The 26,492-nt window shown below is 68.7% G+C and carries 25 protein-coding genes; 9 read left to right on the forward strand and 16 right to left on the reverse strand.

Features of this window, described 5'->3' with window-relative positions; all coding sequences use genetic code 11:
- Nucleotides 1-55: 55 nt before the first annotated feature.
- Nucleotides 56-2,836, reverse strand: a complete 2,781-nt coding sequence (locus AC07YH_RS07455) for a PAS domain S-box protein (protein WP_494746363.1) — start codon at nucleotides 2,834-2,836, stop codon at nucleotides 56-58.
- 183 nt (nucleotides 2,837-3,019) lie between these two features.
- Between AC07YH_RS07455 and AC07YH_RS07460 the strand changes: the two genes are divergently transcribed.
- Genes AC07YH_RS07460 through AC07YH_RS07475 form a run of 4 tightly spaced genes read left to right on the forward strand, consistent with a single transcriptional unit; the run spans nucleotide 3,020 to nucleotide 6,465 of the window.
- Nucleotides 3,020-3,979 carry an ABC transporter ATP-binding protein gene (locus AC07YH_RS07460; protein WP_494746364.1) on the forward strand — a complete coding sequence of 320 codons (960 nt, stop codon included), beginning with the start codon at nucleotides 3,020-3,022 and terminating at the stop codon, nucleotides 3,977-3,979.
- Between the two features lies 1 nt (nucleotide 3,980).
- Nucleotides 3,981-4,718 carry an ABC transporter permease gene (locus AC07YH_RS07465; protein WP_494746365.1) on the forward strand — a complete coding sequence of 246 codons (738 nt, stop codon included), beginning with the start codon at nucleotides 3,981-3,983 and terminating at the stop codon, nucleotides 4,716-4,718.
- A gap of 2 nt (nucleotides 4,719-4,720) precedes the next feature.
- Entirely contained in the window at nucleotides 4,721-5,863 is a 1,143-nt protein-coding gene (locus AC07YH_RS07470; RefSeq protein WP_494746366.1) for a sensor histidine kinase, read from the forward strand.
- Nucleotides 5,860-6,465, forward strand: coding sequence for a response regulator transcription factor (locus AC07YH_RS07475; RefSeq protein WP_494746367.1), 606 nt, complete (start codon nucleotides 5,860-5,862; stop codon nucleotides 6,463-6,465). Before AC07YH_RS07470 ends, AC07YH_RS07475 begins: the two co-directional genes overlap by 4 nt.
- On the opposite strand, the gene AC07YH_RS07480 is transcribed toward AC07YH_RS07475, so the two are convergent.
- Nucleotides 6,462-7,460 (reverse strand): flippase-like domain-containing protein, encoded by a 999-nt coding sequence (locus tag AC07YH_RS07480; RefSeq protein WP_494746368.1) that lies wholly within the window; start codon nucleotides 7,458-7,460, stop codon nucleotides 6,462-6,464. The genes AC07YH_RS07475 and AC07YH_RS07480 overlap by 4 nt on opposite strands.
- Complete coding sequence (locus AC07YH_RS07485) at nucleotides 7,457-8,596, reverse strand: glycosyltransferase family 4 protein (RefSeq protein ID WP_494746369.1); 1,140 nt, start codon at nucleotides 8,594-8,596, stop codon at nucleotides 7,457-7,459. The genes AC07YH_RS07480 and AC07YH_RS07485 overlap by 4 nt, the downstream gene beginning before the upstream one ends.
- Nucleotides 8,597-9,013: 417 nt before the next feature.
- Between AC07YH_RS07485 and AC07YH_RS07490 the strand changes: the two genes are divergently transcribed.
- The gene (locus tag AC07YH_RS07490; RefSeq protein WP_494746370.1) at nucleotides 9,014-9,778 is read left to right on the forward strand and encodes a phosphocholine cytidylyltransferase family protein; all 765 of its coding nucleotides are present in this window, start codon (nucleotides 9,014-9,016) and stop codon (nucleotides 9,776-9,778) included.
- A 108-nt stretch (nucleotides 9,779-9,886) separates the two neighbouring features.
- Here the strand turns inward: AC07YH_RS07490 and AC07YH_RS07495 are convergent, their stop codons facing one another.
- From AC07YH_RS07495 to AC07YH_RS07515, 5 genes are read right to left on the reverse strand one after another with little or no spacing between them, the layout of a single operon-like run.
- On the reverse strand, nucleotides 9,887-10,744 hold the full coding sequence (locus AC07YH_RS07495; protein ID WP_494746371.1) for a nucleotidyltransferase family protein: 858 nt from the start codon (nucleotides 10,742-10,744) through the stop codon (nucleotides 9,887-9,889).
- Nucleotides 10,648-11,802 carry a ceramide synthase gene (gene bcerS / locus AC07YH_RS07500; RefSeq protein ID WP_494746372.1) on the reverse strand — a complete coding sequence of 385 codons (1,155 nt, stop codon included), beginning with the start codon at nucleotides 11,800-11,802 and terminating at the stop codon, nucleotides 10,648-10,650. Before bcerS ends, AC07YH_RS07495 begins: the two co-directional genes overlap by 97 nt.
- Nucleotides 11,802-12,863, reverse strand: a complete 1,062-nt coding sequence (locus AC07YH_RS07505) for an LptF/LptG family permease (protein ID WP_494746373.1) — start codon at nucleotides 12,861-12,863, stop codon at nucleotides 11,802-11,804. The genes bcerS and AC07YH_RS07505 overlap by 1 nt, the downstream gene beginning before the upstream one ends.
- Complete coding sequence (locus AC07YH_RS07510; RefSeq protein WP_494746374.1) at nucleotides 12,860-14,080, reverse strand: LptF/LptG family permease; 1,221 nt, start codon at nucleotides 14,078-14,080, stop codon at nucleotides 12,860-12,862. The genes AC07YH_RS07505 and AC07YH_RS07510 overlap by 4 nt, the downstream gene beginning before the upstream one ends.
- A complete protein-coding gene (locus AC07YH_RS07515) occupies nucleotides 14,077-14,508 on the reverse strand; it encodes an HIT family protein (RefSeq protein ID WP_494746375.1) in 432 nt (143 codons plus the stop codon). The genes AC07YH_RS07510 and AC07YH_RS07515 overlap by 4 nt, the downstream gene beginning before the upstream one ends.
- Nucleotides 14,509-14,570: 62 nt before the next feature.
- On the opposite strand from AC07YH_RS07515, the gene AC07YH_RS07520 reads away from it, so the two are divergent.
- Nucleotides 14,571-15,068 carry a DUF2141 domain-containing protein gene (locus AC07YH_RS07520; RefSeq protein WP_494746376.1) on the forward strand — a complete coding sequence of 166 codons (498 nt, stop codon included), beginning with the start codon at nucleotides 14,571-14,573 and terminating at the stop codon, nucleotides 15,066-15,068.
- Here the strand turns inward: AC07YH_RS07520 and AC07YH_RS07525 are convergent.
- Nucleotides 15,065-15,979 (reverse strand): metallophosphoesterase family protein, encoded by a 915-nt coding sequence (locus AC07YH_RS07525; protein ID WP_494746377.1) that lies wholly within the window; start codon nucleotides 15,977-15,979, stop codon nucleotides 15,065-15,067. The two genes, AC07YH_RS07520 and AC07YH_RS07525, sit on opposite strands and share 4 nt — an antisense overlap.
- Before the next feature lie 158 nt (nucleotides 15,980-16,137).
- Between AC07YH_RS07525 and AC07YH_RS07530 the strand changes: the two genes are divergently transcribed.
- From AC07YH_RS07530 to AC07YH_RS07540, 3 genes are read left to right on the forward strand one after another with little or no spacing between them, the layout of a single operon-like run.
- The gene (locus AC07YH_RS07530; RefSeq protein WP_494746554.1) at nucleotides 16,138-17,196 is read left to right on the forward strand and encodes a CDP-alcohol phosphatidyltransferase family protein; all 1,059 of its coding nucleotides are present in this window, start codon (nucleotides 16,138-16,140) and stop codon (nucleotides 17,194-17,196) included.
- A complete protein-coding gene (locus AC07YH_RS07535; protein ID WP_494746378.1) occupies nucleotides 17,115-18,107 on the forward strand; it encodes a diacylglycerol/lipid kinase family protein in 993 nt (330 codons plus the stop codon). The genes AC07YH_RS07530 and AC07YH_RS07535 overlap by 82 nt, the downstream gene beginning before the upstream one ends.
- Nucleotides 18,104-18,988, forward strand: coding sequence for a hypothetical protein (locus AC07YH_RS07540; RefSeq protein WP_494746379.1), 885 nt, complete (start codon nucleotides 18,104-18,106; stop codon nucleotides 18,986-18,988). Before AC07YH_RS07535 ends, AC07YH_RS07540 begins: the two co-directional genes overlap by 4 nt.
- Before the next feature lie 64 nt (nucleotides 18,989-19,052).
- On the opposite strand, the gene spt is transcribed toward AC07YH_RS07540, so the two are convergent.
- The 7 genes from spt to lptC all read right to left on the reverse strand — a co-directional run bounded on the left by spt (nucleotide 19,053) and on the right by lptC (nucleotide 26,361).
- Nucleotides 19,053-20,267 (reverse strand): serine palmitoyltransferase, encoded by a 1,215-nt coding sequence (spt, locus tag AC07YH_RS07545; RefSeq protein ID WP_494746380.1) that lies wholly within the window; start codon nucleotides 20,265-20,267, stop codon nucleotides 19,053-19,055.
- Nucleotides 20,268-20,270: 3 nt separating this feature from the next.
- A complete protein-coding gene (locus tag AC07YH_RS07550; protein WP_013079816.1) occupies nucleotides 20,271-20,522 on the reverse strand; it encodes an acyl carrier protein in 252 nt (83 codons plus the stop codon).
- 77 nt (nucleotides 20,523-20,599) lie between these two features.
- Nucleotides 20,600-21,541, reverse strand: a complete 942-nt coding sequence (gene cerR / locus AC07YH_RS07555; RefSeq protein ID WP_494746381.1) for a ceramide reductase — start codon at nucleotides 21,539-21,541, stop codon at nucleotides 20,600-20,602.
- A 1-nt stretch (nucleotide 21,542) separates the two neighbouring features.
- Entirely contained in the window at nucleotides 21,543-23,261 is a 1,719-nt protein-coding gene (locus AC07YH_RS07560; protein ID WP_494746382.1) for a fatty acyl-AMP ligase, read from the reverse strand.
- Complete coding sequence (locus AC07YH_RS07565; protein ID WP_494746383.1) at nucleotides 23,224-24,606, reverse strand: lipopolysaccharide biosynthesis protein; 1,383 nt, start codon at nucleotides 24,604-24,606, stop codon at nucleotides 23,224-23,226. The genes AC07YH_RS07560 and AC07YH_RS07565 overlap by 38 nt, the downstream gene beginning before the upstream one ends.
- Nucleotides 24,603-25,727, reverse strand: coding sequence for a CDP-glycerol glycerophosphotransferase family protein (locus AC07YH_RS07570; protein ID WP_494746384.1), 1,125 nt, complete (start codon nucleotides 25,725-25,727; stop codon nucleotides 24,603-24,605). The genes AC07YH_RS07565 and AC07YH_RS07570 overlap by 4 nt, the downstream gene beginning before the upstream one ends.
- A 1-nt stretch (nucleotide 25,728) precedes the next feature.
- Entirely contained in the window at nucleotides 25,729-26,361 is a 633-nt protein-coding gene (lptC, locus tag AC07YH_RS07575; RefSeq protein WP_494746385.1) for an LPS export ABC transporter periplasmic protein LptC, read from the reverse strand.
- Nucleotides 26,362-26,492: the final 131 nt, after the last annotated feature.

The raw sequence follows: 26,492 nt of genomic DNA on the forward strand, positions 1-26,492 counted from the left end.
ACTCGACGAGGCATCAACGCCGAGCAGGCCTTCAGGCTCCGAGGAAACTGCGCCTTTAAGCGGCCGCCGCCACGCGTCCGGTCATGATCGCGCTGGCGACCGTGCGCAGCAGCTTGCCGGGATCCAGCGGCTTGCCGACCACGCCGTCGAACACCGCCGGATCGACGTCGGGATCGACGCTGGCCGAGCAGGCGATGATCGGCGTGGCGCGGTTGAGACCCTCGCTCTCCCGGATGCGGCGGGCGGCGGTCGCGCCGTCCAGCACCGGCATGCGCAGGTCCATCAGGATCAGATCGAAGCGCTGGTCGGCGGCGGCGGCGATCGCCTCCGCGCCATCGCAAGCCTCGGTGATCTGGGCCGAGAGGGCGCGCAGCACCATCGAGACCAGGTCGCGGTTGGCCGAATTGTCATCGACCACCAGCACCCGGCAACCGCTCTGGGCGGCCTGGGCCGTAATCGGGCGAGCGGCTACGGGCGCTTCCGCCTGGGCGGGAATCTCGAACCAGAAGCGCGAGCCTTCGCCCAACGTGCTCTCGACGCCGATCTCGCCGCCCATGGCCTCGACCAGGCCTTTGCAGATGGCCAGGCCCAGGCCGGTGCCGCCGTGACGGCGGGTCGATGAGCCATCGACCTGCGAGAAGCGCTTGAACAGGGCCTCCAGCCGTTCCGATGGAATACCGGCGCCCGTATCGCGGACGGCCAGGCGCAGGCGGTCGGCGGCATGGGAGACCTCGACGACCACTTCGCCGTGGTCGGTGAACTTCACAGCGTTGCCGATCAGGTTCAGCAGGATCTGGCGCACCCGATCCTGGGCCAGGGTCAGGCTGGCGGGCAGGGGGGAGAGGCCCTCGACCCGCAGCGCCAGGCCCTTCTCGTCGGCCTGCAGGCTGAAGATGTCGACCGTCTCGCTGATCAAAGGCGCGGGCGCGCAGGGCGCGGTGACGATCTCGACCTGGCCGGCCTCCAGTTTGGAGAAGTCGAGGATGTCGTTGACGGTCGACAGCAGCGCCTTGCCGGCGCTGGCGACGCGTTCGACGAAGCCGCGCGTGTCCGAGGTCAGCTCCGGTTGCTGGGCGATCAGCTGCGAGAAGCCCAGCACCGCCGTCAGCGGCGTGCGCAGCTCGTGGCTCATGTTCGACAGGAACTCGGCCTTCACATTGGCGGCGGCCTCGGCGTCGGCGCGGGCGGTCTCCAGCGCGCCTTCCATGGCCTTGCGGACGCTGATGTCGCGCAGCACGTCCAGAATCCCGATCAGGGCGCCGTCGGCGTCGAAGAACAGGGTCGGCTGACCCTCGGCCCAGACCCATTGACCGTTCTTGCGGCGGCAGCGGAACTGCAGCGGGTCGGCCTTGGCGCTGGGGCCGGCCGTGCTCAACGCCCTGAAGTAGTCCTGGAAGATGGTCAGGTCGTCGGGGTGGATGAACTCCGGCGCCCGGCGGCCGACCATCTCCTCCGGACGGAAGCCCAGCATCTTGAGACTGGCCGGCGAGATGAAGGTGATCTCGCCGTCCGGCTTGAAACGGGCGATCATGTCGCGAGCGTTGTCGGCCAGCAGGCGATAGCGCGCCTCGCTGTCGGCCAGGGCGTCGTCCGACGCTTTGCGATCCGTGATGTCGCGGATCACGTCCGTCACGGCGGTCTCGCCCGTGGCGGGGTCGTAGACCTGCTTGGGGCGAGCCTCGACCCAACGCACCGCGCCGTCCTTGCGGACGATGCGATACTCCACGGTCCAGCCGGCGGGCCCTTCCAGGGCCGTGCTGAAGATTTGAGCCACCCGAGCGCGGTCGTCGGGGTGGATGAACTCCATCGCCAGACGCCCTACGACTTCGCTCGGCGCATAGCCCGAAATCCCCCGCACGGCCGGCGAGACATAGGTGAAGCGCCCGTCGGGACCCATCTTGGTCACCAGGTCGTTGGCGTTCTCGGTCAGCATCCGATAGCGGTCGCTGGTCCGTTCGACCGAGCGCAAGGCGTTCGAGTAGTCGGTGACGTCCTGCAGCAGGCCGAACAGGGCCGAGACCTCGCCGCGCTCGTCCAGCTCGCACAGGCCGCGCGCCATGACGTCGCGCACATCGCCGTCCGGGCGGATCAGTTGGACCCGCAGGTCGAAGCCGCCTTTCTCCGTGATCGCGCGTTTGATGCCTTCCTCCAGCGCCATGCGGTGCTCGGCCGAGTAATGGTGCAGCGAGCTTTCGACCGTCGGTGTGTAGCTGTCGCGGCTGAGGCCGAAGATGCGGAACGTCTGGTCCGACCAGGTGAGATGGTTGGTGGCGACCTCGATTCGCCAGTGGCCGACCTGGGCCACGGTCTCGGCCAGCTCCAGCAGGCGCTGCTTCTCGGCGGTCTCGCGGTGGGCCTTGGCCAGTTCGAACTCGTCGACGACGATGCGGGCCAGCAGCTTCAGGCGCTGCAGCTCGTCCTCGGACGGACGGGCGCGCGGCTTGCCGTCGATCACGCACAGCGTGCCGAGGTTGTGGCCGTCCTTCGTGGTCAGGGTCGCGCCGGCGTAGAAGCGGATGTCGGGCGCGCCGGTCACCAGTGGATTTTCGGCGAAGCGCGGGTCCAGGGTCGCGTCCTCGACGACCAGCACCGTCTCGGGACCCTGGGCGATGGCGTGCGCGCAGAAGGCGTCGCTGCGCGGCGTCGAGGGGGCGTCCAGGCCGACCTTGGCCTTGAACCACTGGCGCTCCTCGTCGACCAGCGAGACCAGGGAGATCGGGGTGTCGAACAGGTTGCCGGCCAGATCGGCCAGGCGATCGATCGCGGCGTCGGCAGGCGTGTCCAGGACCTTGTAGGCCTTCAGGGCGGCTAGGCGCTGGGCTTCACGAAGGTCCATGGAGTTAAGACAAGCCTCGGCTACTCAAACGATTTCCGGATCGTACGAGGCAGCGGCGCCGAACGTCGTTAAAGGCGAGCGCGGCCGATTGGCGCAGTCGGCGAACGCGGGTTGGTCTTGAGGTGACGTTTGTCATGCCGGCCCGGTGACGCCCGGCACTGATGGAGTGCGCCCGGCGGCGGCATGGTGGCTTCACAACGAGGGAGCCAACCAATGTCACCCAGAACTTCCGAACCGGTCGCGATGCTGCGCCAGACGGTCAAGCGCCGCGGCGCGACCCTGGCCCTGAACGGCCTGGACCTCGACATCCGTCCCGGCCAGTGCGTGGCCCTGCTGGGCCCGAATGGCGCGGGCAAGAGCACCAGCGTGGCCCTGCTGACGGGCCGGCTGCGTCCCGACGCCGGGACCGCCAGCCTGTTCGGCGGCGATCCGCGCGACCTCGCCAATCGCGGCCGCATGGGCGTGATGCTGCAGGAGGCCGGCCTGCCGCGCACCCTGACCGTCCGGGAGCAGGTCGAGCTGTTCCGGGGCTACTACCGCAAGCCCCGCCCGCTGGACGAGATCATCCGTTTGGCTGGCCTCGAAGGCCTGGAGCGTCGCCGTTGCGGCGCGCTCTCCGGTGGCCAGCAGCGCCGCGTGCAGTTCGCCCTGGCCATCGCCGGTCGCCCGGATTTCCTGGTCCTGGACGAGCCGACCACCGGCATGGACATCGACGCCCGCCGCGCCCTGTGGAGCGCCGTCCGCGCCGAGATCGCCCGCGGCTGCGCGGTTCTCCTGACCACCCACCATCTGGACGAGGCCGAGTCGCTGGCCGACCGCATCGTGGTCATCGACCATGGCCAGGTCATCGCCGACGGCTCGCCCGAAGCGATCAAGAGCCGCGTCTCCGGCGTCGCCATCCGCTGCCGCACCCGCCTGTCGGACGCCGAGCTCTCGGCCCTGGTCCGCGTCACCGGCGTCAGCCGCGACGGCGGCAAGGTCACGCTGCTGACCACGTCCGCGCCCGCCACGCTGCGTGAGCTGCTGGCCCGCGACGAAACCGTCGATGACCTGACCGTCGCCGGCGCCTCGCTGGAGGACGCCGTCACCCGTCTCGTGCAGGCCGGCGCGCCTGCCCAAACCCGTCAAGCCGAGGTCGCCTGAGATGCACACCCTGTTCGTCTACATCCGTGAAGCCCGCGCCCAGATCGTCTCCACCTGGCGCACCCCGCAGTTCATCATCCCAAGCGTGGTCCTGCCGCTGCTGTTCTACGGGGTGATGGGCCTTGGTCTCAGCAAGGGGCACGAGGAGATCGCCCACATGATGCTGGCCAACTACGTGATCTTCGCCGCCATCGCCCCGGCCATGTTCGGCTTCGGCGCGGCCGTCGCCGCCGAGCGCGAGGCCAAGCTGATCGAGCTGAAGCAGATCGCCCCGCTGCCGGCTGGCGGCTATCTGGCCGGCCGCCTGATCGCGGCGCTGGTGCTGGTCGGGGTCTCCATCGCCCTGCTGGGCGTGCTCGCCTACTTCGGCGGGGTGAAGATGGTCCCGTGGCGCTGGGCCGCGACGCTCGGCTTGGGCCTGGCCTCGGCCATTCCGTTCGCGCTGATCGGCCTGAACGTCGGCCTGCGCTTCGGCTCGCAAGGCGCGACCGCCGTCGCCAACGTCCTCTTCCTGGGCTTCTGCCTGTTCGGCGGCCTGTGGGCGCCGCTCAGCATCATGCCGGCCTGGGTGGGCAAGGTCGCCGACTTCATGCCCTCGTACCACCTGGGTCAGCTGTCGCAGATGCTGTCGGGCATGCAGCCGATGGCCAGTGTTTCGCACCACCTGTCGGTGCTGGGCGCGATCAGCATCGCGGCCATGATCGGCGCGGCGACCGCCTGGAAGCGGCAAGCGGCTTGACCGTGACGAGCCTCCCGCGCGACATCGCCGCCATGGATCAGGCGACACCCAGCAAAGAAAAGGCCCCGGCGAATGTCGGGGCCAACTTCCGGCGCAATGGCAGCCTGATCTTCCTCTCCTACCTGCCGTTCTACTTCATCGCCTGGTTCAACCACCGGCCGGATACGTTCGAGCTGGTCGCCTCGCTGGCGGGCCTGGCGGTCTTCATCGTCCTGTTCTGGATGATCTGGAACAAGCGGGGCCGGCCGATGCTGTGGCAGGTGCTGGCGATCTACGGCATCGGCCTGGCGCTCTCGCCCTTCAACGCCGGCTGGAGCGTCTACACGATCTACGCCATGTCGTTCGCCTCGCGCCTGGCGTCGCGGCGGATGTCGATCCGGGTGATGATCGCCCTGGAGATCGCGCTGCTTGTGATCGGCCTGACCTTCTATCGCGAGCCCTGGCCGATCTGGGCCTCGGGCGTGGTGTTCGGCGGCATCACCGGCTTCGCCACCCTGATGCAGATGGATGTCGAGCGGAAGAACCAGGAGCTGGCCGTCGCTCACGAGGAGGTCCGGGCCCTGGCCACCACGGCCGAGCGCGAGCGAATCTCGCGCGACCTGCACGACCTCCTGGGCCATACCCTGACCCTGGTCGCCGTGAAGGCCGAGCTGGCCGCTCGCCTGGTCAGTCGTGACGCCGAGGCCGCCGAGCGCGAGATGCAGGCCGTCGCCGCCGCCGCCCGCGAGGCGCTGTCCGAGGTCCGCACGGCGGTGGTCGGCATGAAGGGCGCCTCGCTGGCGTTCGAGATCGACAAGGCCCGCCAGGCCCTGGCCGCCGCCGACATCAGGGCCGAGATCTCGGCTCTGACGACCGATGGTCATCCGGCCCAGGAGGCGGTGCTGGCCATGGCCCTGCGCGAAGGGGTGACCAACGTCATCCGCCACGCCGGCGCCAAGCATTGCGACATCAAGCTGGAGCCCAGCGCCAAGGCCCTGGTCCTGACCATCGCCGACGATGGGCCGAGCAGCGGGAGGCTGGTCGAGGGCTCGGGCCTGAAGGGCATGCGCGCGCGCCTGGCCGCCATCGGCGGGGCGCTGGACATCAAATCCGACAAGGCCGGGACGCGTCTGACCGCGACCGCGCCGCTGGAGACTTTCTCGTGATCCGCGTCGTCATCGCCGAAGACCAGAAGATGGTGCTGGGCGCGCTCAGCGCCTTGCTCGAGATGGAGGGCGACATCCAGGTCGTCGGTCGCGCTCCGGACGGCGCCGCCGCCCTGGAGCTCGTGAAGTCCGAAAAGCCGGACGTACTGATCTCCGACATCGAGATGCCCAGCCTGACCGGCATCGACGTCGCCGCCCGGCTGAAGGCCGAGGGCGCGGCGACCCGGGTGCTGATCGTCACCACCTTCGGCCGGCCGGGCTATCTGCGCCGGGCGATGGAGGCGGGGGTGAAGGGCTATCTCCTGAAGGACGGTCCCAGCAGCGTGCTGGCCGCCGCCGTCCGCACCGTCGCCGCCGGCGGCCGGGCCATCGCGCCGGAGCTGTCCGAAGCGATCTGGGACGCCGAGCCGGACCCGCTGACCGACCGCGAGCGTGAAATCCTGCGCCTGGCGGAAGAGGGGCGCTCGAACAAGGATATCGCCGACGTGCTGGACCTCTCGCCCGGCACGGTTCGCAACTACTTGTCCGAAGCGGCCCAGAAGCTGGGCGCGGCCAACCGGGTCGAGGCCGGTCGCATCGCCCGCTCGAACGGCTGGCTCTAGGCGGTCACGGGCTCAGGTTCGGGCGCTGGCGAGCGGGTCGTACGCCACAACACAAGGCCGATGACGCCCAGGGTCAGCTCCCGCAGGCGACGCAGCAACGACAGGGCCAGGGCCTGGTCGGGCGTCAGGCCCAGCGCGCCGCCCAGCAGCAGGTAGCCGCCTTCCTGCACGCCCAGGGCGCCGGGGATGGCGAAGCCGACGACCTTGGCCGTCTGGGCCAGGCCCTCGACGATCAGGGCCTGCAGCAGGGTGGGGTTGAGGCCCAGGGCCCACATCGAGACATAGGTCTCGAACGCTCCGGCGATCCAGGCGGCCATGTGCCAGGCCCAGGAGGCGAACAGGTTGTTGCGCTGACGGCCGATGTCCCGGAAGGCCTCGCCCAGCTTGCCGATGCGGCTGGCGGCGGCGGTCCAGCGCTGGGAGAACTGGCCCAGGCGGCGATGCAGCCCGGCCCTGTGAGCCAGATAGGCGGCGGCGACGATCGCCGCGACGATGCCGACCAGCGCGAGACCGGCCTGCGCCAGGCGCGGGTCGTGCAGCGTGACCATGGCCACGATCAAGCTGGTCAGGACGAACAGGACAAGCCCGACCGTGCCGGTCAACACATCGACGACACAGCTGGCGGTGGCCTCGGCCAAGGTCAGGCCGTTGCGGACCGAGAGCTTGGCCCGCACCACGTCGCCGCCGACCTGGGCGACGGGGAGGAGGGCGTTGACGGCCTCCTTGATCAGGCGGACGCGGAACAGGAACGACAGAGGTGGGCGGCGATCGGGCGGCAGCAGGACTTGCCAGCCGACCGTGGCCATGAAGGTGACGGGCAGGTGGGCGGCGATGACGATCAGCGCCTGCCAGCCGACCTGGGCGACGATCTCGCGGACCGCGCCCACGCCATGCGTCGCCAGCAGGATCGCCAGCAAGGCGACCCCGATGGTCAGCAGCCAGCCTCGCAGCGGCGAAGGCTTACCCGTGTCTTGGTCCCCCGTCTCCGTCGTCATGCGGCAGAGCGGGCTCGCCGGTCGGAGGTGACGCCCAGCTCGCGATAGACCGCCAGCACCTCGGCGCAGATGGCGCTCCAGTCGTAGCGGGCGCTGGACTGGCGGGCGGCGCGGCCCAGGCGCACGCGGCGCAGGGGTTCGGAGATCAGGCTCTGGATCGCGGCGGCGTAGGCCTGCGCGTCTGCGCTCGCGGTCAGCACGCCGTCCTGACCGTCGGCGATCAGGGCGCTGGTGCTGGGCGCGCGGGGACAGACGACGGCGAGGCCAGCGGCCATGCCTTCCAGGCTGGCGTTGCCGAAGGCTTCCGTCAGGCTGGGGTTGAACAGGATGTCGGCGCTGGAGACCGCGCGACCCAGATCGGCGCCGTCCAGGTGGCCGGTCAGGATCGCCTCGGGCAGGCGTTCTTCCACGAAGGCGCGGGCGGGGCCTTCGCCGATGATCAGGGGGCGGATCGGTTGGCCGCGAAGTTGGACCAGGGTCTCGGTCAGGACGTCCAGACCCTTTTCCATGACCAGGCGGCCCAGGAAGGCGACGACGATCTCGTTGTCGCCGATGCCCATCGACCGGCGCCAGTCCATGTCGCGCTTGGTCGGCGCGAAGCGTTCGCGATCGACGCCTCGGCCCCAGACGCGGACGCGCTCGCCCAGGCCTTGTTCGCGCAGCAGGTCGGCCAGCGGGGCGTTGGGGGCCAGCACGCGATCGCAGCCGCGATAGAACTTGTCGAGATAGCGCTCGGCGCTCGGGCGCAGCCAGTCGAGGCCGTAGTAGGAAAGGTAGGTCTCGAAGCGGGTGTGCAGGCTGGCGACCACGGGCAGGCCGTTGCGGCGACCCCACTTGCCGGCCTGGTTGCCCAGCAGATCGGGCGCGGACAGGTGGACGGCGGTCGGACGGAACTCGGCGAGGTCGGCGCGCAGCGCACGGTTCAGGCCCAGGGCCAGGCGGTACTCGCCCCGGCCCGGGATCGCCACCGACGGCGCGGACACCAGTTCACCGGCTGGCTCGAAGGCCGGGGTGTCGGTGGTGGGGGAATAGACCCGGACCTCCGCGCCCTGGCTGATCAGGTAGGCGGAGAGGCGGTTGAGAGCCTGGTTCGAGCCGTCGCGCGTGTAATTGTAGTTCCCGGAGAACAGCGCCAAGCGCAGGCCTTCGGCGGGGTTTTCTTCTGCGGGCTGATGAAAGGTTCTTTCCGCGAGCAGCACGACGCCTCCGTTGGTTACGTCTCCGAGGCCCCCGCCCATCTCCGAGTATGACAATGGGCATATGGTGGAATGGTTCAGTTTCCGGAAGGGGAGGAGGGCGTCCTTTTCCGTGCACGGCCCATCGGGTGTAGCGTCTGGGTTACACCTCGTCGGGGCGTGTCCTCGGGAGCGCGCTTGACGAAAAACGCCGATGGGGGCTTGCGCCGCGACGTCATGACCGGTTTCTGGCGGTCCGCGCGGACTTGCCGTCGGGCTGGTTCGTGCTCAGTTATGCGCGCGTGGCCGCCAGGTTCGCGGCCCACCGATTCCTAGCGGGGCGAAGCGCCCCGGATTCCAGCGAGATTTCGAAACGTCATGCAGCCGGTCAAGACCCTCATCCTCAGCGCCGGTCAGGGCAAGCGCCTCTCGCCCCTGACCGACGACCGGCCCAAGTGCCTGGTCGAGCTGGCCGGCCGCACGGTCCTGGAGTGGCAGCTGCGCCACCTGGCTCAAGCGGGCGTCACCGAGGCGGTGGTCGTCACCGGCTTCCGCGCCGATCTGGTCGAGGCCGAGGTCGCGCGCCTGCAGTTCGACGGTCTGAGCGTGCGCACGCTCTACAACCCCTTCTACAGCGTGACCGACAACCTCGCGACCTGCTGGCTGGCGCGCGAGGAGATGCGCGGCGGGCCGTTCATGATCCTCAACGGCGACACCCTGTTCGAGCCGGCGATCGCCGAGCGGCTGATCAGCGCCCCGGCCGGCCCGATCACCGTGACGGTCGATCGCAAGGACGACGGCGTCTACGACAGCGACGACATGAAGGTGCTGACCGAGGGCGACAGCCTTCGCGCCATCGGCAAGACCATCACCGAGTACGACGCGGAATCGATCGGCTTCCTGCGCTTCGACGCCGAGGGCTCGGCGCTGTTCATCGAGACGCTGGAAAAGATCATGCGCACGCCGGAAGGCCTGAAGCGCTGGTACCTGAGCGTCATCAACGAGATCGCCCAGGAGCACGATGTGGTCCGCGTGCGCTCGATCCAGGGCCTGGAATGGGCCGAGATGGACTTCCCGGAAGACCTGATCGGCAACCGCGCCCTGACGGCGAAGTGGGCCGAGCAGGAAGCCGTTTCGGCTTAAACTCAGCGGTCGCCCTCGTCTTTCGACAAGCTCAGGATGAGGGCTACTTTTGACGGCGTTTCAGTAGAAACCTCATCCTGAGCTTGTCGAAGGACGAGGTTTCTCCGCTCAAGCGGCGGGCTTTTCGCCCACCAGTTCCCGCACCAGGTCCAGGTCCGACGGCTTGTCGACATCGACGGCCGCCAGGCCGTCGTGCGCCCGCGTGGCGGCGGCCTTGACCTTGGCCAGCTTGCCCAGCTTCAGCACGGCCTGGTCCAGGGTCAGCCAGTTCAGCAGGTAGCGGATCAGGAACGACGGCCCCAGCATGGCGGCGATCTTCCAGGGCTGCTTGCGCAGCGCCTCGACCTTGCGCCAGGTCTCGACCACGTTCAGCGCCGTCTCGTTGCGCAGCAGGAAGATGTTGCAGCCGGAATAGCGCCCGTCCTGGAAGCGCAGATAGGTCCGCTTGGTCTGCGGCGCGGCGGCCTGGACCTTCTCTTCCGAAGCCAGCATCACCGCGACATCGGCCCATTCGGGCGTGTCGGCCAGGAACTGGGTGATCCATTCGGGCTTGAGCAGGGCGTGGTCGACCGTGGTCACCACCAGCGGGAAGCCCAGCGTGCGCGCGGCGTTCTCGACGCTCTGGCTGGGGCCCGAGGCGGTGGGCAGGACCACGACCCCGGTGTCGGCCAGACGGGTCTTGATCGCCTCGTCATTGGCCGCGACGCCGATGGTCTCGGGCCCGGCGGCGCGGACGGCGTCCAGCACGCGGTCCAGCAGCGTCCGGCCTTCCAGGGTGATCAGCGCCTTGTGGCTGACGCCCGCATAGGCGGCGGCCGGATCGGTCTCGCCGCCGCGCGAGCCGGCCAGGATCAGGACCTTGAAGGAAGTCAAAGGGCCTTCTCGTAGACGCGATAGGTCTTGTAGTGCGTGCCGCCGACGTTCTCGGCGATGTGGGTCATGGCCTTGTTGGCCTCCAGCACCCACGAGATCTCGTAGCGATTGTAGCCCAGGCTCATCGCCATATCGCGACTGGCCTTCATCATCCAGAAAGGCAGCATGCGGCCGCGCTGGGAGGTCTGGAACTTCTTCTTCACGCCCATCAGCGGGATGCGGGCCGACTTCACGCCCTTGACCTTCAGGCGCCACAGCAGCTTGGCCCAGCCGAACGGCAGGAGCTTGCCCTTCAGGTCGGCGATGGCCTCGTTGACGTTGGGCAGGAAGACCACGACGCCGGCGGCCTCGCCATCGATTTCCGCGAACCAGATCAGGCGCTTGTCGATCACCTGCTTCAGCGCCTTGCCCAGCTGGGCGGTCTCGGCCTCGGTGGTGGCGGTGAAGCCCCAGTTGTCGGACCAGGCGTCGTTGAGGATTTCGGTCAGGGTAACGACTTCCTGGTCGTAGCGCGTCATGTCCAGCTGGCGCAGCACCACGCCCGAAGGCAGGCCGCGCTTGACGCGGCGCTGGGCGATCTCGGGGATATCGCCGGTCTCGTCGGCGCGATAGGCGAACAGGTCCTGGGCCTTGACGTAGCCCTGCTCCTCGACGCGCTTGCCGGCATAGACCGGGTCGTGGCCCATCAGGATCATCGGCGGGGTGTCGAAGCCCTCGACCAGCAGGCCGACCTCTTCATTGATCGACAGGTTGAACGGGCCGACCACGTGGGTGCGGCCGCGCGCGCGCAGCCAGTCCTCGGCGGCGCGGAACAGCACCTGGAATACGGCGGCGTCATCCTCGCCGGCGATCATGCCGAAGTGACCGTCCAGGCGGCCCGGCGTCGGCTGCGGCGTCAGCTGGTCGATCTGGGCGCTGATCCGGCCCACGTCGCGGCCGCCGCGCGTGGCCAGGAACAGCTGGACCTCGGCATGGGCGAAGAACGGGTTGGTCTTCGGGGTCAGGGCCTCGGTGCGCTCCATGAACAGCGGCGTGATCCAGTTCGGATCCTTGGCGTTCAGGCGGGCGGGCAGGGCGATGAAGCGTTGCAGCTCTTTCGCCGTCTTGACCGGGATGACCGTGAGGTCGGCGTTCGCGGAGTCGAAAGGCATCACCCCTCCAGGGCCAGGAATGTGCGGATGGCGAGGGCGCCAAAGATCGCGGGGGCGGCCCAGACGGCCAGGAACGGGGACACGGCGCCGGACTCGCCCAGGGCGGTCAGCATGCCGTTGGCCACCAGGAAGAAGAGACCCGCGCCCAGGCCGGCGGTCAGCAGAACCGCGCCTTGGCCGCTGCGGAAATTGGCCAGGGCGACGGGGGCGCTGAGCAGCAGCATGACGAGGGCCACGAACGGACCGGCGAAGGCCGCGTGGAAGTGGGTGCGGTAGAAGCTCTCGGGCCGGTCAGACCCGCCGTTCTCCAGCGCTCGCTGGGCGGAGGCGGCGGTGGGGACCGTGTCGTCGCCGAACAGGCTCTGGACGTCCCGAGGCCGCAGAGCGGCGGGCCAGTTGGTCGAGGCCGCGCTCGAGGTCTGGGCCAGGTCGCCGGCGAAGCGGGTGGTCTTGGGCTGTTCCAGCGTCCAGCTATGGTTGGCGTAGACGGCCTTGGCCGCCTCGACCTTCTCGACCAGGATGCCCTTGGGGTCGCGGCGGAAGATGGTGACGTTGGCGATCTGGCGGCCGTCGGCGCTGGCGCTGGCCCCGATGACCAGGTCGGCGCCCGAGCGGAAGGTGCGGGGCGGGACGACCTTGCGCTCGGCGACGGGGGTCGTGTTCTTCCACCAGTCGGCCAGCGCCGGGTCGGCGCGCGGGGCCAGGTACTGGCCGCACAGGGCGTCCAGCAGCATCACGAAGATCGCGGCCGGCATGGCCATGCCGATGATGCGGTAGCCCGAGATGCCGGTGGCGCGCATGGCGACGATCGCGCTCTCGCGGGCCAGCTGCGAGAAGGCGAACAGGCCGCCGGCCAGGACGGCGATCGGCGCGATCTGCTCGAACAGGCGCGGCAGGCGCATGTAGGCGTAATAGGCCACGCCGGCCATGCCCAGGCCCCGGTCGAGGATGTCGTTGGTCACGTCCAGCAGGTCCAGGATCTGCAGGATGGACATCAGGATCAGCGCGGCGCCGAGGATGCGGGTCGCGACGGTCTTCAGGACGTAGAGCTGCAGTCTCATGCGGCTTGTCGCTTCTTCGGCAGGGGCAGGGCGTGGATCACGCGGGCAGCCAGCTTGTTGATGCGGCGCACGGTGCGTGAAACGGGCGTGTCGCCGGGACGGGTGCGGCTGCCCATGAACAACCAGACGCCCAGGCCCGAAAAGATCGCGAACGGGACCCAGACCGCCGGCAAGGTCGGCAGCTTGCCGGACGAAGCCATGCTCTGGCCCAGCAGCAGCGAGTGCTGGAAGGCCAGCAGCAGGACGCCGGCCATGACCAGGCCCGGGGCGCGGTTGCCGCGCTTCGACGCCAGGCCCAGCGGGAAGGCCAGCATGGGCAGGAACGGCAGGAAGGCCGCGCGAGCCAGGCGGCCGTAGAACTCGGCCATCAGAGTGGCCTTGGAGACGACCGGGTGGGGCGAGTGGGCCTGGCGATAGAGCTCGCCCATGGTCAGCTCGCGCTCGTCGCCGCCGCGCGCGCGCAGCAGCACGGCCGCGGCGGAGAGCGGCGTCTGGGTGGTCAGGCTGCTGAAGGCCAGGTTGCGATAGGCGCCGGCCGAGTCGCGGGCGATGCGGCGACCGTCCTTCAGGCCCATGGTGATGGTCTTGCCGCCGGGGTCCATCTTCAGGTCGGCCGTGGCGGCGGTGATGATCTCTTCCTGGCCGTGCGTGTCCAGGCGGCGGATGAAGACGTGCGTCAGGCGCTGACCGGCCAGGTCGGCGCTGTCGGCGGTCATCAGCGAGCCTTTGTCGTCGATGAAGGCCCCGCCGGCCAGCCTCCCGTTCCAGCCGGCGTTGATCGCCGCGTGCATGACGGCGCGATAGGCGTAGCGGCTGTAGGGCTGCATATAGCCGAACACGCCCAGGCTGAAGACGCTGAGGAACAGGCCCACGGCCAGGAACGGGGCGGCGATGCGCTCCAGCGACTGGCCGCTGGCCAATAGGGCGTCGATCTCCGCGCCGTCCGACAGCTTGGTGATGACGATGAACAGGGCCACGAAGAAGGCCACGGGCAAGGCCAGGCCCAGATAGTGCGGGATCAGGTTGGCGGCCAGCTGGGCGACATAGCCGAAGCGGGCGCTGCTCTGCGACAGGGCGTCCAGCAGGCGCAGCACGCGTTCCAGCAACAGGGCCACGACCGTGACGCCCAGGCATCCGACCAGCGGCCAGAACAGCAGGCGCAGCAGGTAGCGATCGATCAGCCGCACCGGGCCGGTGGTCAAGGCCTTGGCGCTCACGCCCAGGCCTCTGCGAAACGTTGCGTCAGGCGCTCGAGGCTTTCGGGCGACAGCTCCACGGCCGTTCCCAAGGCCGGGGCGGCGGGCCAGCCGGCGTCGGGGAAGAGGATACCCTCGTTCTCGCGCGCGCCCGCATAGCGGGGCAGCACGTGGAAATGGACGTCTTTGTCGACCATCATCAGCATCAGGTAGTTGATCTTCTCGTAGTCGACTTGCGCCTTCAGCAGGCGTTCAATGCCGGCCACGGCGACCTGCAGGTCGGCGAAGGCGGCGGGACTCACGTCGGAGAACGCCTGAACCGCTTCCTTGCACACCAGGACCAAAGACCCAAATGTCGGTTGCTTCGGACGGACCAGAATCAGCCAGTGATCGGTCTCCGCGATCTTGGAGCCGGGATAGCCGAAGGCCAGCGCTGTGGGGTTGGTCATGAGAAAGCCGGAACTTCAGGCTGGTATCGCCTGCGCGTAACAATAGGGATGCGGCAGTTTAGATGAAAGCATGTTCCGTTCTCTTCGGCGCGATCTTGGCGATGTGCGCGATGGCGGGTCTCGCCCAGGCCGAAGGCGTGGCGCGTCCGCTGACGGACAAGGAGTGCGTGGGCCACAAGAGCGCGACCCGTCTGACCGTGCAGGTCGGCGCGCTGCGCTCGGACGCCGGATCGGTGGTCATCGTGGTCTATCCCGGCGATCCCAGCCGATTCCTGGCTCCGCGCGGCAAGGTGGAGCGGGCGAAGATCAAGACCTCGGCCCCGATGAGCCAGGCCTGTTTCTGGCTGCCGTCGGCGACCGACGCCTATGCGGTGCTGGTCTATCACGACACCGATAGCGATGGAGACCTGGACCGTAGCCCGCAGGGCATGCCGACCGAGGGCTATGGCTTCTCCAACGACGCCCCGACCAAGTTCGCCTCCCCATCGTTCGACGCGGTGCGGTTCGGCGTGAAGCCGGGCGAGACGACGATCCGCGTCAAGGTGCGCTACCCGCGCTAGGCGACGTCCATCAGGTTGAGGCGGCCCAGCTCGACCAGGCCCGCCTGGCCGGCCTCGACACCCCGCACGACGATCCGGACATGGTGGCCGCCGTCCGGCTTGGCCTCGATCTCGAACATGTGCCAGCGGGCCGGCGAGTGGCCGCGCGGGCCCACGGAGGCGGACGGGACGCCCAGCACCGGGATCGCCGCGCCGCCTGGGCCTGGCACAGCGCCGAATTGGCCCTCGTGGGCGTGGCCGTAGATCACGACATCGACCCCGTGCCTGGCCAACACCGCACGTAAGGCTTCCTGGTCGTCCAGCGCTTTGCGGCGCGAGACCGCGCCCTTCTGCGGCGCGTGATGCAGCACGACGAGTCGGAAGAGGTCCTTGTAGGCCGGGTCGGCCAGGATCGCGTCCAGGCGTTGCAGTTGTTCCTCGCCCAGGCGGCCCGTGGCCAGCAGCGGAGCGGTCGGCCAGCCCGAGCACAGGTTGAAGATCGCCACCGGGCCGCGCACCCGCACCTGCGGGAACTGGGTCTCGCCCTTGTCGCCCAGCCAGGGCGCCCAGGGAGTGAAGCGTTCATCGCCGCCCGAGCCGGGCCCACCTTTTCCGGCAAGAGCGTCATGGTTGCCGGGGCTGACGGTGAAGTCCTTCGGCGAGCCCAAGGATTCCAGCCACTTGGTCGCGGCGGCGATTTCCGTACGCGAAGCAAAGTTGGTGAGATCGCCGCTGATCACCACATGATCGGGGCCGGCGGCTTGCACGTCGGCGATCAGGGCCGCCAGCACTTGAGGCTGGTGGACCTTGCGCTTCTTGCGCCAGGCGATGCGACTCAGCAGCCGCTTGGTGAAGACGTCCTTCCACCCGAACGCGCCCGGCGGCGGCGGCAGGTGGGGGTCGGAGAGGTGGGCGATGCGGTATATGGACAAGACGGTTCGGGTCGTTCTGGTCGAAGCAGCCGAAGCTGCTTATCAATCGGCTCGGGTTTCAAGGGGTATATCTGTCTTTGAGTGGTGAAATTCAAAACGTCGCACCGGCTGGCCCGCGTGCCTTGACCGTCGGCGAGAGCCGGGCGCGCATCTGGGGCATGACCTCGGGCGAGCGCCTGTCGCGCATCTATCGTCGCGTGGGTCTGGTCGAGACGCCGGCCGTGGACCTGTCGCACGCGGTGGTGGCGGTCGATGCCGGCTGGGTGTTCGACGAGTCGCTGATCAAGGCCCTGGCCGGCCGCGAAGGCGCGGTGCTGGTCGATGACGCCGGCCGCGCCGTGGCCGTCCATGCGCCGGCCGAGCTGGCCTATGCCGCCACCGAGGCGCTGCACGCCGGCCAAGATCCGTCGGGCCTGGACCCGCGCCTGACCCGCCTGAGCGCGCTGGAGCTGGGTTCGGCCTACAACAGCGCTCTGCGCAAGCGCGAGCCGCCGGTGCTGGAGCGCCTGACGCCGGAAATCGTCCGCGCCGTCGAGGCGCGCCTGTTCCAGGGCTCGTACAAGGGCGTCACCGACCTCGTCACCAAGTATGTCTGGCCGACGCCGGCGCGGATCGTCACCCGCTGGTGCGCCATCGCCAAGATGACTCCGAACCAGGTGACCGGCATCGGCTTCCTGCTGGTGCTGGCGGCCATGTACCTGTTCTGGACCGGCCACTTCGGCTGGGGCCTGGTCTGCGCCTGGATCATGACCTTCCTCGACACGGTCGACGGAAAGCTGGCCCGGGTGACCCTGACCTCGTCCAAGTGGGGCAACGTCTTCGACCATGGCATCGACCTGGTGCACCCGCCCTTCTGGTGGTGGGCCTGGTTCGTCGGGGTCTACGCCGTCGGCCAATCGATCCCGTACGCCGAGATCAGCTTGGCGATCGTCATCGCCGGCTATGTGCTGCAGCGCGTGGAGGAGGGGATCTTCCTCAGCCTCTTCAAGCTGGAGGTCCACGCCTGGCGGCCGTTCGACAGCTTCTTCCGCCTGATCACGGCCCGCCGGAACCCGAACCTCATCCTCTTGACGGGCTCTGCGCTCGTCGGTCGTCCCGATGTCGGCTTCACGCTGGTGGCGATTTGGACCGCAGTGTGCTTGATCGTACACGCCGTGCAGATTCTTCAGGGTCTGGCCGCACCGAAGGGCTCAATCCAGTCTTGGCTGTCGAAATGACGCGCATCGGGGTTGTTCGCAATCCAAAGAGCCACGGCAACCGGGTGCATCCGCCCGGTCCGCCGCCCGCGGGCGTGCGGCTTGTCGAGCCCTTTGGCCGCGACGCCCTGCGCGCCGAGCTGGAGACCTTCGCCCGCGAAGGCCTGGACTTGCTGATCATCGACGGCGGCGACGGCACGGTGCGCGACGTCATCAGCCTGCTGCCCCACACCTTCGGCGAGGACTTGCCGCTGCTGGCTGTGTTGCCGTCGGGCAAGACCAACGTCCTGGCCATCGACCTGGGCGCCCCCGACGACTGGCGGCTCGAGGAAGTCCTGATCGCCGCTCGCCAGGTCGATCCGCGCATCAAGGAGCGGCCGCCGCTTCGGGTGAGCTGGGCCGATGACCGGCCGTGCATGCAGGGCTTCTTCTTCGGCGTCGGGGCCATGGTGAAGGCCACCAACCTGGCCCAGAAGGCCCACAAGGTCGGCTTCTTCCACAACCTGGCCGTGGCCGTGACGATCGTGACGGCGGCCGCGGGCGCGGTCTTCGGCGGGGCCAAGGCCGAGTGGCGCGAAGGCGTGCCGGCCAAGCTGTCCATCGACGGCGAGGCCCAACCCGGCGACGAGCGCTTCGCCATCGTGGCGACCGCGCTCAAGCGCCTGCCGTTTGGTCTCAAGCCCTTCGGCGCGCCGCGCGAGGGGTTCAAGCTGCTGGACGTCGACGCCCCGCCGCGCCGCCTGCTGAAGGCCCTGCCGATGGTGCTGAGCGGCAAGGCCGAGCCGCAGCTGGAAGGCCTGGGCTATCGCCGCCGCGATCCGCACCAGATCGCCCTGGCCGGCGGCGCGCCGTTCGTGCTGGACGGCGAGGTCTATGAGGGCGGCGACCTGACCATCGGTCTTGGGCCGTCTCTGCGGTTCCTGGTCGGATGAGCAGCCTTCGCGACCTTGTCGCGGCCGAGCTCTCCACGCCGACCCCCGCGCCGATCACCGCCTTCGCAGAGCACCTGACGACGATCTTCCCAGGCGCCCAGGCGGTGCTGTTCTACGGTTCGATCCTGCGGACCGGCGACCTGTCCGGCGTGCTCGACTACTACGTCCTGACCGAGAGGCCGCCCGAGGGGTGGCGTGGGTTCTTCACGCGCATCCTGTGGCCGGACGTCAGCTACCACGAATTCAGCCATGACGGGCAGGTGTTGCGGGCCAAGGTTGCGTCGATGACGCTCAGCCAGTTCCGCAAGACCACCAGCGGCGGCGACTACGACACCACGCTGTGGGCTCGTTTCGTCCAGCCCTGCGCGCTGATCTGGGCCGCTGACGGCGGCGCGCGCGAGACGGTGATCGACGCGGTCACGGACGCCTGCCGCACGGCCGCTCGTTACGCCCGGGCTCTGGGCCCCGCCGACGGCGCGCCGCTCGACCTGTGGACCGCGTTGTTCCGTGAGACCTACAAGGCCGAGCTACGGGTCGAGAAGGCCGGCCGCGAGGTCTCGATCCTGACTTTCGATCCCCAGCGCTACGACCACGTCATGGAAGCCGTCTGGAACGACGAGGGCAGGGCGATGGGCGAAGGCCAGCGGGCGCGCGTGCGTCGTGAGTGGCTGCCACGTAAATTGCTGGGCAAGCCGCTGAACGCGGCGCGGCTGATCAAGGCGTCCTTCACCTTCCAGGGCGCGGCCCGTTACGCCGCCTGGAAGATCGAGCGCCATACAGGCGTGCCGGTGGAAGTGACGCCCTGGCGGGAGCGCCATCCCGTCCTGGCGGCGCCCGGCGTGCTGCTGAAGGTCTGGAAGAGCCGCCGCAAGGCGGCCTAGGCCACAAACAAAAACGCCCGGACCGTGAGGTCCGGGCGTCTTCGTTTTAGCTATGACAGCGTTCTCAGGCGCGGGCGCGCTTAAGGGGCTCGATGACGCCCAGGGCCGCGCCGATTTCGGCGAAGGCGCTGAGGACGGCGTCGATCTGCTCGTCGGTGTGGGCGGCGCTGACGCTGGCGCGCAGCAGCGGACGGCTGTCGGGCGTGGCGGGCGGCAGGGCCAGGTTCAGGTAGACGCCGGCTTGCAGCAGGCCGTTCCACATGGCGATGGCGCGTTCCTGGTCCGGGATGGTCGTGGCGACCACCGGGCTGGCCGTCGGGCCGGTGTGGAAGCCCATGGCGGTCAGGCCGTCGTACAGGCGCTTGGCGTTGTTGTTGAGGCGGTCGCGCAGCTCAGGCTGCTCGACCATGCGGCGCAGGGCGGTGATGGTCGAGGCGACCACGGCCGGCGGCAGCGAGGCGGTGAACATGTAGGGGCGGCAGACGACGCGCATGACGTCGAAGTCGTCCATGTTCGAGACGCAGAAGCCGCCGATGGCGCCGAGGCTCTTGGAGAAGGTGCCGACGATGAAATCGACATCGTCTTCCACGCCAGCCGCTTCGGCCAGGCCGCGGCCCGTGGCGCCCAGCACGCCCATCGAGTGGGCTTCGTCGACCAGCAGGTAGCCGCCCAGCTCGCGCTTCACGGCGGCGATTTCCTTCAGCGGCGCGACGTCGCCGATCATCGAATAGACGCCTTCGACCACGATCAGGCGTTCGCCCGGCGCATCGCCCAGGCGACGCAGGCGCTTGGCCAGGTCTTCGGGGTCGTTGTGGCGGAAGCGGATGACCTCGGCATGGCCCAGGCGCGAGCCGTCATAGATCGAGGCGTGGCTGTCGGCGTCGAGGATCAGGTGGTCGCCGCGACCCACCAGGGTCGACAGCACGCCCAGATTGGCCTGGTAGCCGGTCGTGAAGACCATGGCGTGCTTGCGGCCGTAGAACTTGGCCAGTTCGGTTTCCAGTTCGACGTGAGCCTCGAACGAACCGTTGGCGATGCGTGAGCCGGTCGTGCCGGTGCCGCGCTCCTGGACGGCCTTCACCGAGGCGTCGATCGCCTGCTGGTCGAAGGTCAGGCCCAGGTAGTTGTTGGTGCCCAGCAGGATGGTCTTGCGGCCCTCGACGACGCCTTCGGTCGGCGAGGTCACGGCGTCGAAGCGAACCTTGAACGGGTCGGCGCCGGCTTGCTGGATGGCCTTGTACGCTTCGCGATAGGCCAGGTGCTTATCGAATAGCCCCATTAGTTAAGCCCTAGTCCGGAGATCATTGATCAGTTTGGAAAGATCACCGGCGGTCTCGACAGAGGCCAGGCGATCAAGAGGAATGGAGATGTCGAAGGTGTCTTCGAGCTCCATGATGATGTTCATCAGGGCTAGAGAGTCTACGGCGAGATCACGGCCGATATGCGACTCTGCACGAACCTCTACAGGTCGCCCCAGAACCTTGCTCGCCGCCACCCCGATCTCGCGCAAGCTGAGATCCGTCACCGTTTCCATTCTAAATCAAACCTCCGGGAGCCCCACCCGTGACACTACTGTAACGGCTAGTCTGTCAGATTTCCGCCATATTTGAACTAGGCGGTGATGTTTTTGGGTAACCACCCCTGTTCTCGATACCAATCGACGGTGTGCAAGAAGCCGTCGGCCAGTCCGAATACGCTGGGTACTCCCTCCGACATCGGAGCGCTAGATAGGGACCAATCGCCGTGAAGCAACTCCCTAGCTTTGCCTAAACCGAATACCGACGGAGTTTTCGAGGCGAAAGACCAAGCATCCGCTAGGATTCCGCCCAGCAGCAGGGCGCTATCGGGCAACCTGATCAGGCGAGGCGTCCGATTCATCACCGAACCCGCCGAAGTCATGATTTCTGACCAAGTGTAACCGTCGCGCCGCACATCCGACAGCTCTACAAGGCCCGAGACCGGCCTGCGGCAGAAGGCGACCAGCTTGGCCGCGGCGTCCTGGACGTGGATCATGGCGATCCGGGTGTCGGGCGACAGCACCGGCAGGACTGGGCTTTTGGCCGCCAGTTCGAACAGCGCCAGGGTCTCGGTGTCGCCCGGACCGTAGATGGCCGGCGGCCGCACGATCAGGGCGGAAGGGTAGGCTTCGCGCACCGCGTCCTCGCCCGCGCGCTTGCTGGCGGCGTAGTTCGACAGCTGGGGTTCGCGCGCCGCGAGGCTGGACACCAGGATGAACCGTGAGCCCGCGGCCTTTGCGGCCAGGGCGGCGGCCTTGGCCCCGTCGCGGTTGACGGCGTTGAAACCGTCCAGCGAGGGGGCCTTGATCAGGCCGGCCACGTGGATGACGACCTCGGCCCCCTGGCACAGGCGATCCAGTGCGCCCGGCGTTTTCAGGTCGCCGGCGACGATCTCGACTTCGAAGTCGCGCCACAGAGAGTGGATCGGGTCGCGACGCACCAGCACGCGGGGCCTCCAGCCGTCCTGGGCCAGGGCGCGGACCAGATGGCGGCCCAGGAAGCCCGTGGCTCCGGTGACGGCGACGACCCCGGCCATTTTACTCGCCGTAGGTCCCTGCCAAGTACGCCGTCTTGGCCTTCGAACGGCTCAGCTTGCCCGACGAGGTCTGGGGCAGGGCGTGAGCGCCGACCAGCTTCACCTTGGCCTCGACGCCGTGGCGGGTGCGCAGCAGGGTGGCGACCTGCTCGACCAGGGCCGCGCGGGTGTCGGCGTCGCCGCCGCGCGCCTGGACCAGGACCACGATCTGGTCTTCCGGCTCTGCGGGGATGGCGAAGGCGCAGACGTCGCCGCTGCGCAGGCCGTCGATCTCGTGATCGGCGGTCCATTCCAGGTCCTGCGGCCAGATGTTGCGGCCGTTGAGGATGATCAGGTCCTTGGCGCGACCCGTGATGACGATCTCGTCCTCGATCTTGAAGCCGATGTCGCCGGTGTCCAGCCAGCCGTCGGCCGACAGCACGCGGGCGCTCTCCTCCGGGTTGGCGAAGTAGGCGCTCATGATCGAGGGGCCCTTGGCGAAGATGCGGCCGACGCCGCGCTCGGGCAGGACCGCGCCGCTTTCGTCGCGGACTTCCAGGAAGTGGTCGGGCAGGGCCGGGCCGCAGCGGGCGAAGTCGCGGGCGCGGTCCGAGCCTTCCGGCGCATCGACGGCCAGGTTGTCACGCTCCAGGCGCTCGACGTCCAGGGTCTCGGCGCGCAGGCCCTTGCCCAGCGGGGCCATAGACAGGGCCAAGGTCGCTTCGGCCATGCCGTAGCTGGCCACGAAGGCCTTGGGCGAGAAGCCGGCCGGCTCGAAGGCCTCGACGAAGGCCTTCAGCGGCGGCATGCGGATCATGTCGCCGCCCAGGCCGGCGTTGCGCCAGCGCGAGAGGTCGTAATTGTCCAGCGGCTGGCCCTGCACGCGGCGGGCGCAAAGCTCGTAGCCGAAGGTCGGGCTGTAGGCGATCGTCGCGCCATTGCGGCCGATCAGGTCGATCCACAGCAGCGGGCGGCGCACGAACGCGCCGGTGGGCAGCAGGTCGACCGTCATCTGGCAGCTCAGCGGGGCCAGCAGGAAGCCGATCAGGCCCATGTCGTGATAGAGCGGCAGCCACGAGATGGCGCGGTCTTCCGGCACGACCTGCAGGCCGTCGCGGGTGATCGCCACGCAATTGGCCATCAGGGCCTTGTGCAGCACCAGGACACCGGTTGGAGTGCGGGTGCTGCCCGACGAGAACTGCAGGTAGCAGGGGTCTTCCGGGGTGATGGTCGGCAGCTGCGCGCCGCCGTCTTCCGGCAGGTCGGCCAGGACGCCGGCGAATTCCAGGCCCGCGGCCTCGCCGATCTCGGCCACCCAGTCTTTCAGGCCGACGGGGCCGATCAGGATCTTCGCCTTCGCGGACGTCGCCAGGTTCTTGATCTGCTCGATATAGGCCGCGCGGCCGCCCAGCGGGGTCGGCAGGGCCATCGGCGCGGGCAACAGGCCGGCATATTGGCAGGCGAAGAAAGCGCGGACGAAGTCACCGTCGGTCTCGGCCAGCAGGGCCACGCTGTCGCCGACCTTGGCGCCCGTGGCCAGCAGGCGGCGGGCCAGCGCCAGGGCCTCCTCGCGCAGCTTGGCGTAGGGCAGGGCTTCGACCAGCTCGCCGCGCAGCGAATACAGGTTGATCCCCGTCTCGCCGGTCGCGGCGAAATCGAGAGCCTGGGTCAGGGTCGGGAAGTCGGCGAACCGAACGGTGCGGTCAGACGCCGTGGGGGTGATCATAGGATAGTCTTTCATCGTCTTTGTCGGTGCGCGCGGAGCTTTCTTCCGCCGCGAGTCGGGCGAGCCTGTGACGCGCCATGAAATACATGCCAACGGCCATCGCCAAAGCGGACGCAACCAGCGCGGCGCCCGCGCCGGTCAGGCCGTACGTGTTGATGAGGGGAACGAGGGCCGCCAGATAGGCGACAACCACCACCAGGCGCACGGCCAGGGCCGCGCCGGCGGCGCGCATCGAGACAAGCATGGGCTCCAACGGCAGGGACAGGATGGCGATGGCCGCGGCGGCCACCTGCCAGTTCATGACTCCAGAGGCGTCGCCGAACGCCTTGCCCATCACGATTTCCAGAATCCACTTGCCGGCCACCAGGCTGACCAGCAGCAGCAGGGCGGCCGCGCCGCCGCCGATCAGGCCGATCTGTACGGCCAGCTTGGTCATCGCCTGCTGTCCGCCCGTGGCGCGCATCTTGGCCAGCTCGGGATAGAGGGCGGGCACCATCAGGCGCGCTGGCTTGGCCATGCCGTCGGCCACCTGCTTGCCGATCCGCCAGTAGGCCGCTTGCACGGGGCCCAGCATGGCCCCGACCACCAGGGTCAGCACGTGGGTGAAGCCGACGTCGATGGTGCTGGAGAAGTTGGTGGCCATGGCGAAGCGCCAGACGCCAGGCAGACCCTGACTGGTCGGGCCCATCAGGGTGAAGCCTTTCAGCAGGCCGCGCCTGTTCAGGTCCCAGGCCGCGATGGCGGCGATGTAGAAGAACGAGGCGAAGGTGCCGGCCGCCCAGGCGGCCAGGAACCATTCGATCTTGGCGCCGGCCAGGGCGCAGATCCCGCAGCCGATCATTCGCACGAACGAGCTGACCGCCTGCTGGCCGGCCAGATAGCGGAAGCGATCGAACAGGCGCAGCAGCCCCACGCCCGTGGCCGAGGTCATCACCCCGATCGACAGGGCGTAGAGCGCGCCATAGCCGCTCATGTCCGCGGGCCACTGCAGCTCGCGCCAGAAGAACCACGAGCCCAGCACGCCCAGGGCCACGCCCAGCACGCCGCTGATCCCGTCCAGCAGCAGCGACAGGCGCAGCACCTGATGGAACTTGGGTCGGTCATTCTCCAGGGCCGGCGTGGTGCCGTAGGTGATCAGGGTCTGCCAGGACTGGAAGTGCGCCACCTCGCCCAGGAACTGCGCGAAGGCGTTGATCAGCACGACCACGCCCATCAGCTCCTTGCCGAGGCTGCGGGCGGTCAGGGCGATATAGGCCAGGCCGACGATGGCGTTGACGATCCGGCCGCTCAGCAGCTCGCCGGCGTTGCGCAGGACGTGCGCCAGCGGATTCTGCGGCGGCTTTTCAGGCGCGTCGGTCATGCCACGCGCTCCAGCTTGTCGACGATGGCGCGGGCCGCGCGCACCGAGGCCGGGACGTTGCTGACGTCGAACGTCTCGTCGATGCCCCAGACCTGGGCCTCGCGGTAGTTGTCGTGGGTGGCGAAGGCCTCGTCCAGGGCCTCGCCCAGCCGCTCGATGGTCTCCAGCACCGGGCCGTACAGCCAGTGGTGGAAGCTGGGATCGCCGCACCAGGACGCGTCGCTGCTGTTGAGGAACAGGCACGGCTTGGGCGTGCGCAGGAACTCGTAGATCTGGCTTGAGACGTCGCCCAGATAGAGGTCGGCGGCCTTGGTGTAGGTCATGTCCGCCGCCGCCGGGCCGCCCAGGTCGACATGGATGCGCGGGTGCTCGGCGAAGGCCTTGAACGCGGCGCGCTCCTCGGTGGAGGCGGTCTCGAACAGGCGGATGTGCGGGGCGAAGATCAGGTTGTAGCGGTCGTTGGCCGCGAAGAACTCCAGCACCCGCTTGCCCCACTTGGGCCAGGAGCCCAGCGTGGCGTGGAAGTGCGGGTTGTACAGCACCACCGGACCCGGACGGTCGAACTGCGGAACGGCGCGCTGGGGCAGGTCGTCGACCAGGTCGAACTTGGGATAACCGACCATGGCGCAGGTGTCGTCGGTGACCCAGCCCTCGTGCAACATGCGGTCGCGCTGCTTGCGGCCGGCGGCCATGACCAGGTCGAAGACCTTCAGGCGCGGCTCGAACGGACCCTCGCGGTCGCCGGCGCCGTGCTGGGTGTAGACCAGCAGCGGGTGGCGCACGCCGAGACGGCGGAGCAGGGCGGTGGTGCGTTCGGGGGTGATCACCGCGTCGTAGCGCGCCAGGCGACGAGCGTTGGCGATCAGCATCGGGGCCTTGGGCGGCGCGCCATTGCTGAAGCGGCGCAGCCACGCCGGCGGCAGCAGCACGAACTCGATCGCCGCGCCGCCCAGCTCGGCGACCAGGCTTTCGGCGTATTCGAGCAGGTCAGGCGTGGTCGTGGCGATCTCGACCTTGATGGCCGGCCAGCGTCTGGCCATGGCGACGGCCACCGACAGGCTGTGCCAGACCTGATGGTGTTGCGCGATGTAGAGGAAGCAGACGCGTTTGGCGGTGGCCACGTCAGGGCTTGCGCTCCAGCCGGGTGTGGACGCGGCCTTGCAGCTTCACCCGGTCGCCCTTGTCGGTCACGCTGTAGGCGTTGGCCTGGGTGCTGCCCTTGGGACCGCTACCGGCGATGCCGGCATCGCCGCTGACTTCACCCGTCTTCATGTTGATCAGGGCGCGCGGGGCGTCGAAGTCGTAGCCCTCGGCGCTGGTGATCTTGACCTCGTCGGTCAGCAGCAGGGTGTTCTCGGTCTCGCGATAGAGGCCCGACTTGGCCACCGCCTGGCTGGAATTGGGCTGGCCGTAGCCGCGCACCAGGACGGGCGAGACCAGGTGGACCAGGTTCTCGTCCTTGGGATCGCGCTCGGCGCTGGTCGCGGTGATCAGGAACGGACGGCCGTCCTTCAGCACGCCGGTGAAGCGCGGCTTGTCCAGCACCAGCGGCGAGGCGGCGGCCTGGGTCTGCAGCTTGTTGGAGGCGAAGCTGTTCCACGCGGCCTGGGCGATCACGGCGGCGCTGACGCCGACGGCGAACACGGCCAGCACGAGGCGCAGCCGCCGGACCGGCTTGCGGCGGCGGTTGCGGGCGCGTTCAGCGGCGCTTTCGGTCGGGGGGACGGCGGAGGCGCCATCGGTCTGGGTGAGCATTTGGGGAATGGATAGTCCCAGGTCGCCGTTCGCCCAAGGCCTTTGTTTTCCGCAGAAGGCCCGGCGCGCACATATGTCGCGTGCAGATGGCGCTTGCGGACGCTGCGTCAAGCGCGGTTGTTTGAGGCGCC

Source organism: Caulobacter sp. GW456-12-1-14-TSB4 (assembly GCF_059424195.1).

What these genes read in the sequence shown, in the direction of transcription:
- AC07YH_RS07455 (WP_494746363.1), bottom strand. Translation starts at nt 2,836, where the DNA reads ATGGACCTTCGTGAAGCCCAGCGCCTAGCCGCCCTGAAGGCCTACAAG.
- AC07YH_RS07460 (WP_494746364.1), top strand. Translation starts at nt 3,020, where the DNA reads ATGGTGGCTTCACAACGAGGGAGCCAACCAATGTCACCCAGAACTTCC.
- AC07YH_RS07465 (WP_494746365.1), top strand. Translation starts at nt 3,981, where the DNA reads ATGCACACCCTGTTCGTCTACATCCGTGAAGCCCGCGCCCAGATCGTC.
- AC07YH_RS07480 (WP_494746368.1), bottom strand. Translation starts at nt 7,460, where the DNA reads ATGACGACGGAGACGGGGGACCAAGACACGGGTAAGCCTTCGCCGCTG.
- AC07YH_RS07490 (WP_494746370.1), top strand. Translation starts at nt 9,014, where the DNA reads ATGCAGCCGGTCAAGACCCTCATCCTCAGCGCCGGTCAGGGCAAGCGC.
- bcerS (WP_494746372.1), bottom strand. Translation starts at nt 11,802, where the DNA reads ATGCCTTTCGACTCCGCGAACGCCGACCTCACGGTCATCCCGGTCAAG.
- AC07YH_RS07505 (WP_494746373.1), bottom strand. Translation starts at nt 12,863, where the DNA reads ATGAGACTGCAGCTCTACGTCCTGAAGACCGTCGCGACCCGCATCCTC.
- AC07YH_RS07515 (WP_494746375.1), bottom strand. Translation starts at nt 14,508, where the DNA reads ATGACCAACCCCACAGCGCTGGCCTTCGGCTATCCCGGCTCCAAGATC.
- AC07YH_RS07520 (WP_494746376.1), top strand. Translation starts at nt 14,571, where the DNA reads ATGAAAGCATGTTCCGTTCTCTTCGGCGCGATCTTGGCGATGTGCGCG.
- AC07YH_RS07530 (WP_494746554.1), top strand. Translation starts at nt 16,138, where the DNA reads ATGACCTCGGGCGAGCGCCTGTCGCGCATCTATCGTCGCGTGGGTCTG.
- AC07YH_RS07540 (WP_494746379.1), top strand. Translation starts at nt 18,104, where the DNA reads ATGAGCAGCCTTCGCGACCTTGTCGCGGCCGAGCTCTCCACGCCGACC.
- spt (WP_494746380.1), bottom strand. Translation starts at nt 20,267, where the DNA reads ATGGGGCTATTCGATAAGCACCTGGCCTATCGCGAAGCGTACAAGGCC.
- AC07YH_RS07550 (WP_013079816.1), bottom strand. Translation starts at nt 20,522, where the DNA reads ATGGAAACGGTGACGGATCTCAGCTTGCGCGAGATCGGGGTGGCGGCG.
- cerR (WP_494746381.1), bottom strand. Translation starts at nt 21,541, where the DNA reads ATGGCCGGGGTCGTCGCCGTCACCGGAGCCACGGGCTTCCTGGGCCGC.
- AC07YH_RS07560 (WP_494746382.1), bottom strand. Translation starts at nt 23,261, where the DNA reads ATGAAAGACTATCCTATGATCACCCCCACGGCGTCTGACCGCACCGTT.
- AC07YH_RS07565 (WP_494746383.1), bottom strand. Translation starts at nt 24,606, where the DNA reads ATGACCGACGCGCCTGAAAAGCCGCCGCAGAATCCGCTGGCGCACGTC.
- lptC (WP_494746385.1), bottom strand. Translation starts at nt 26,361, where the DNA reads ATGCTCACCCAGACCGATGGCGCCTCCGCCGTCCCCCCGACCGAAAGC.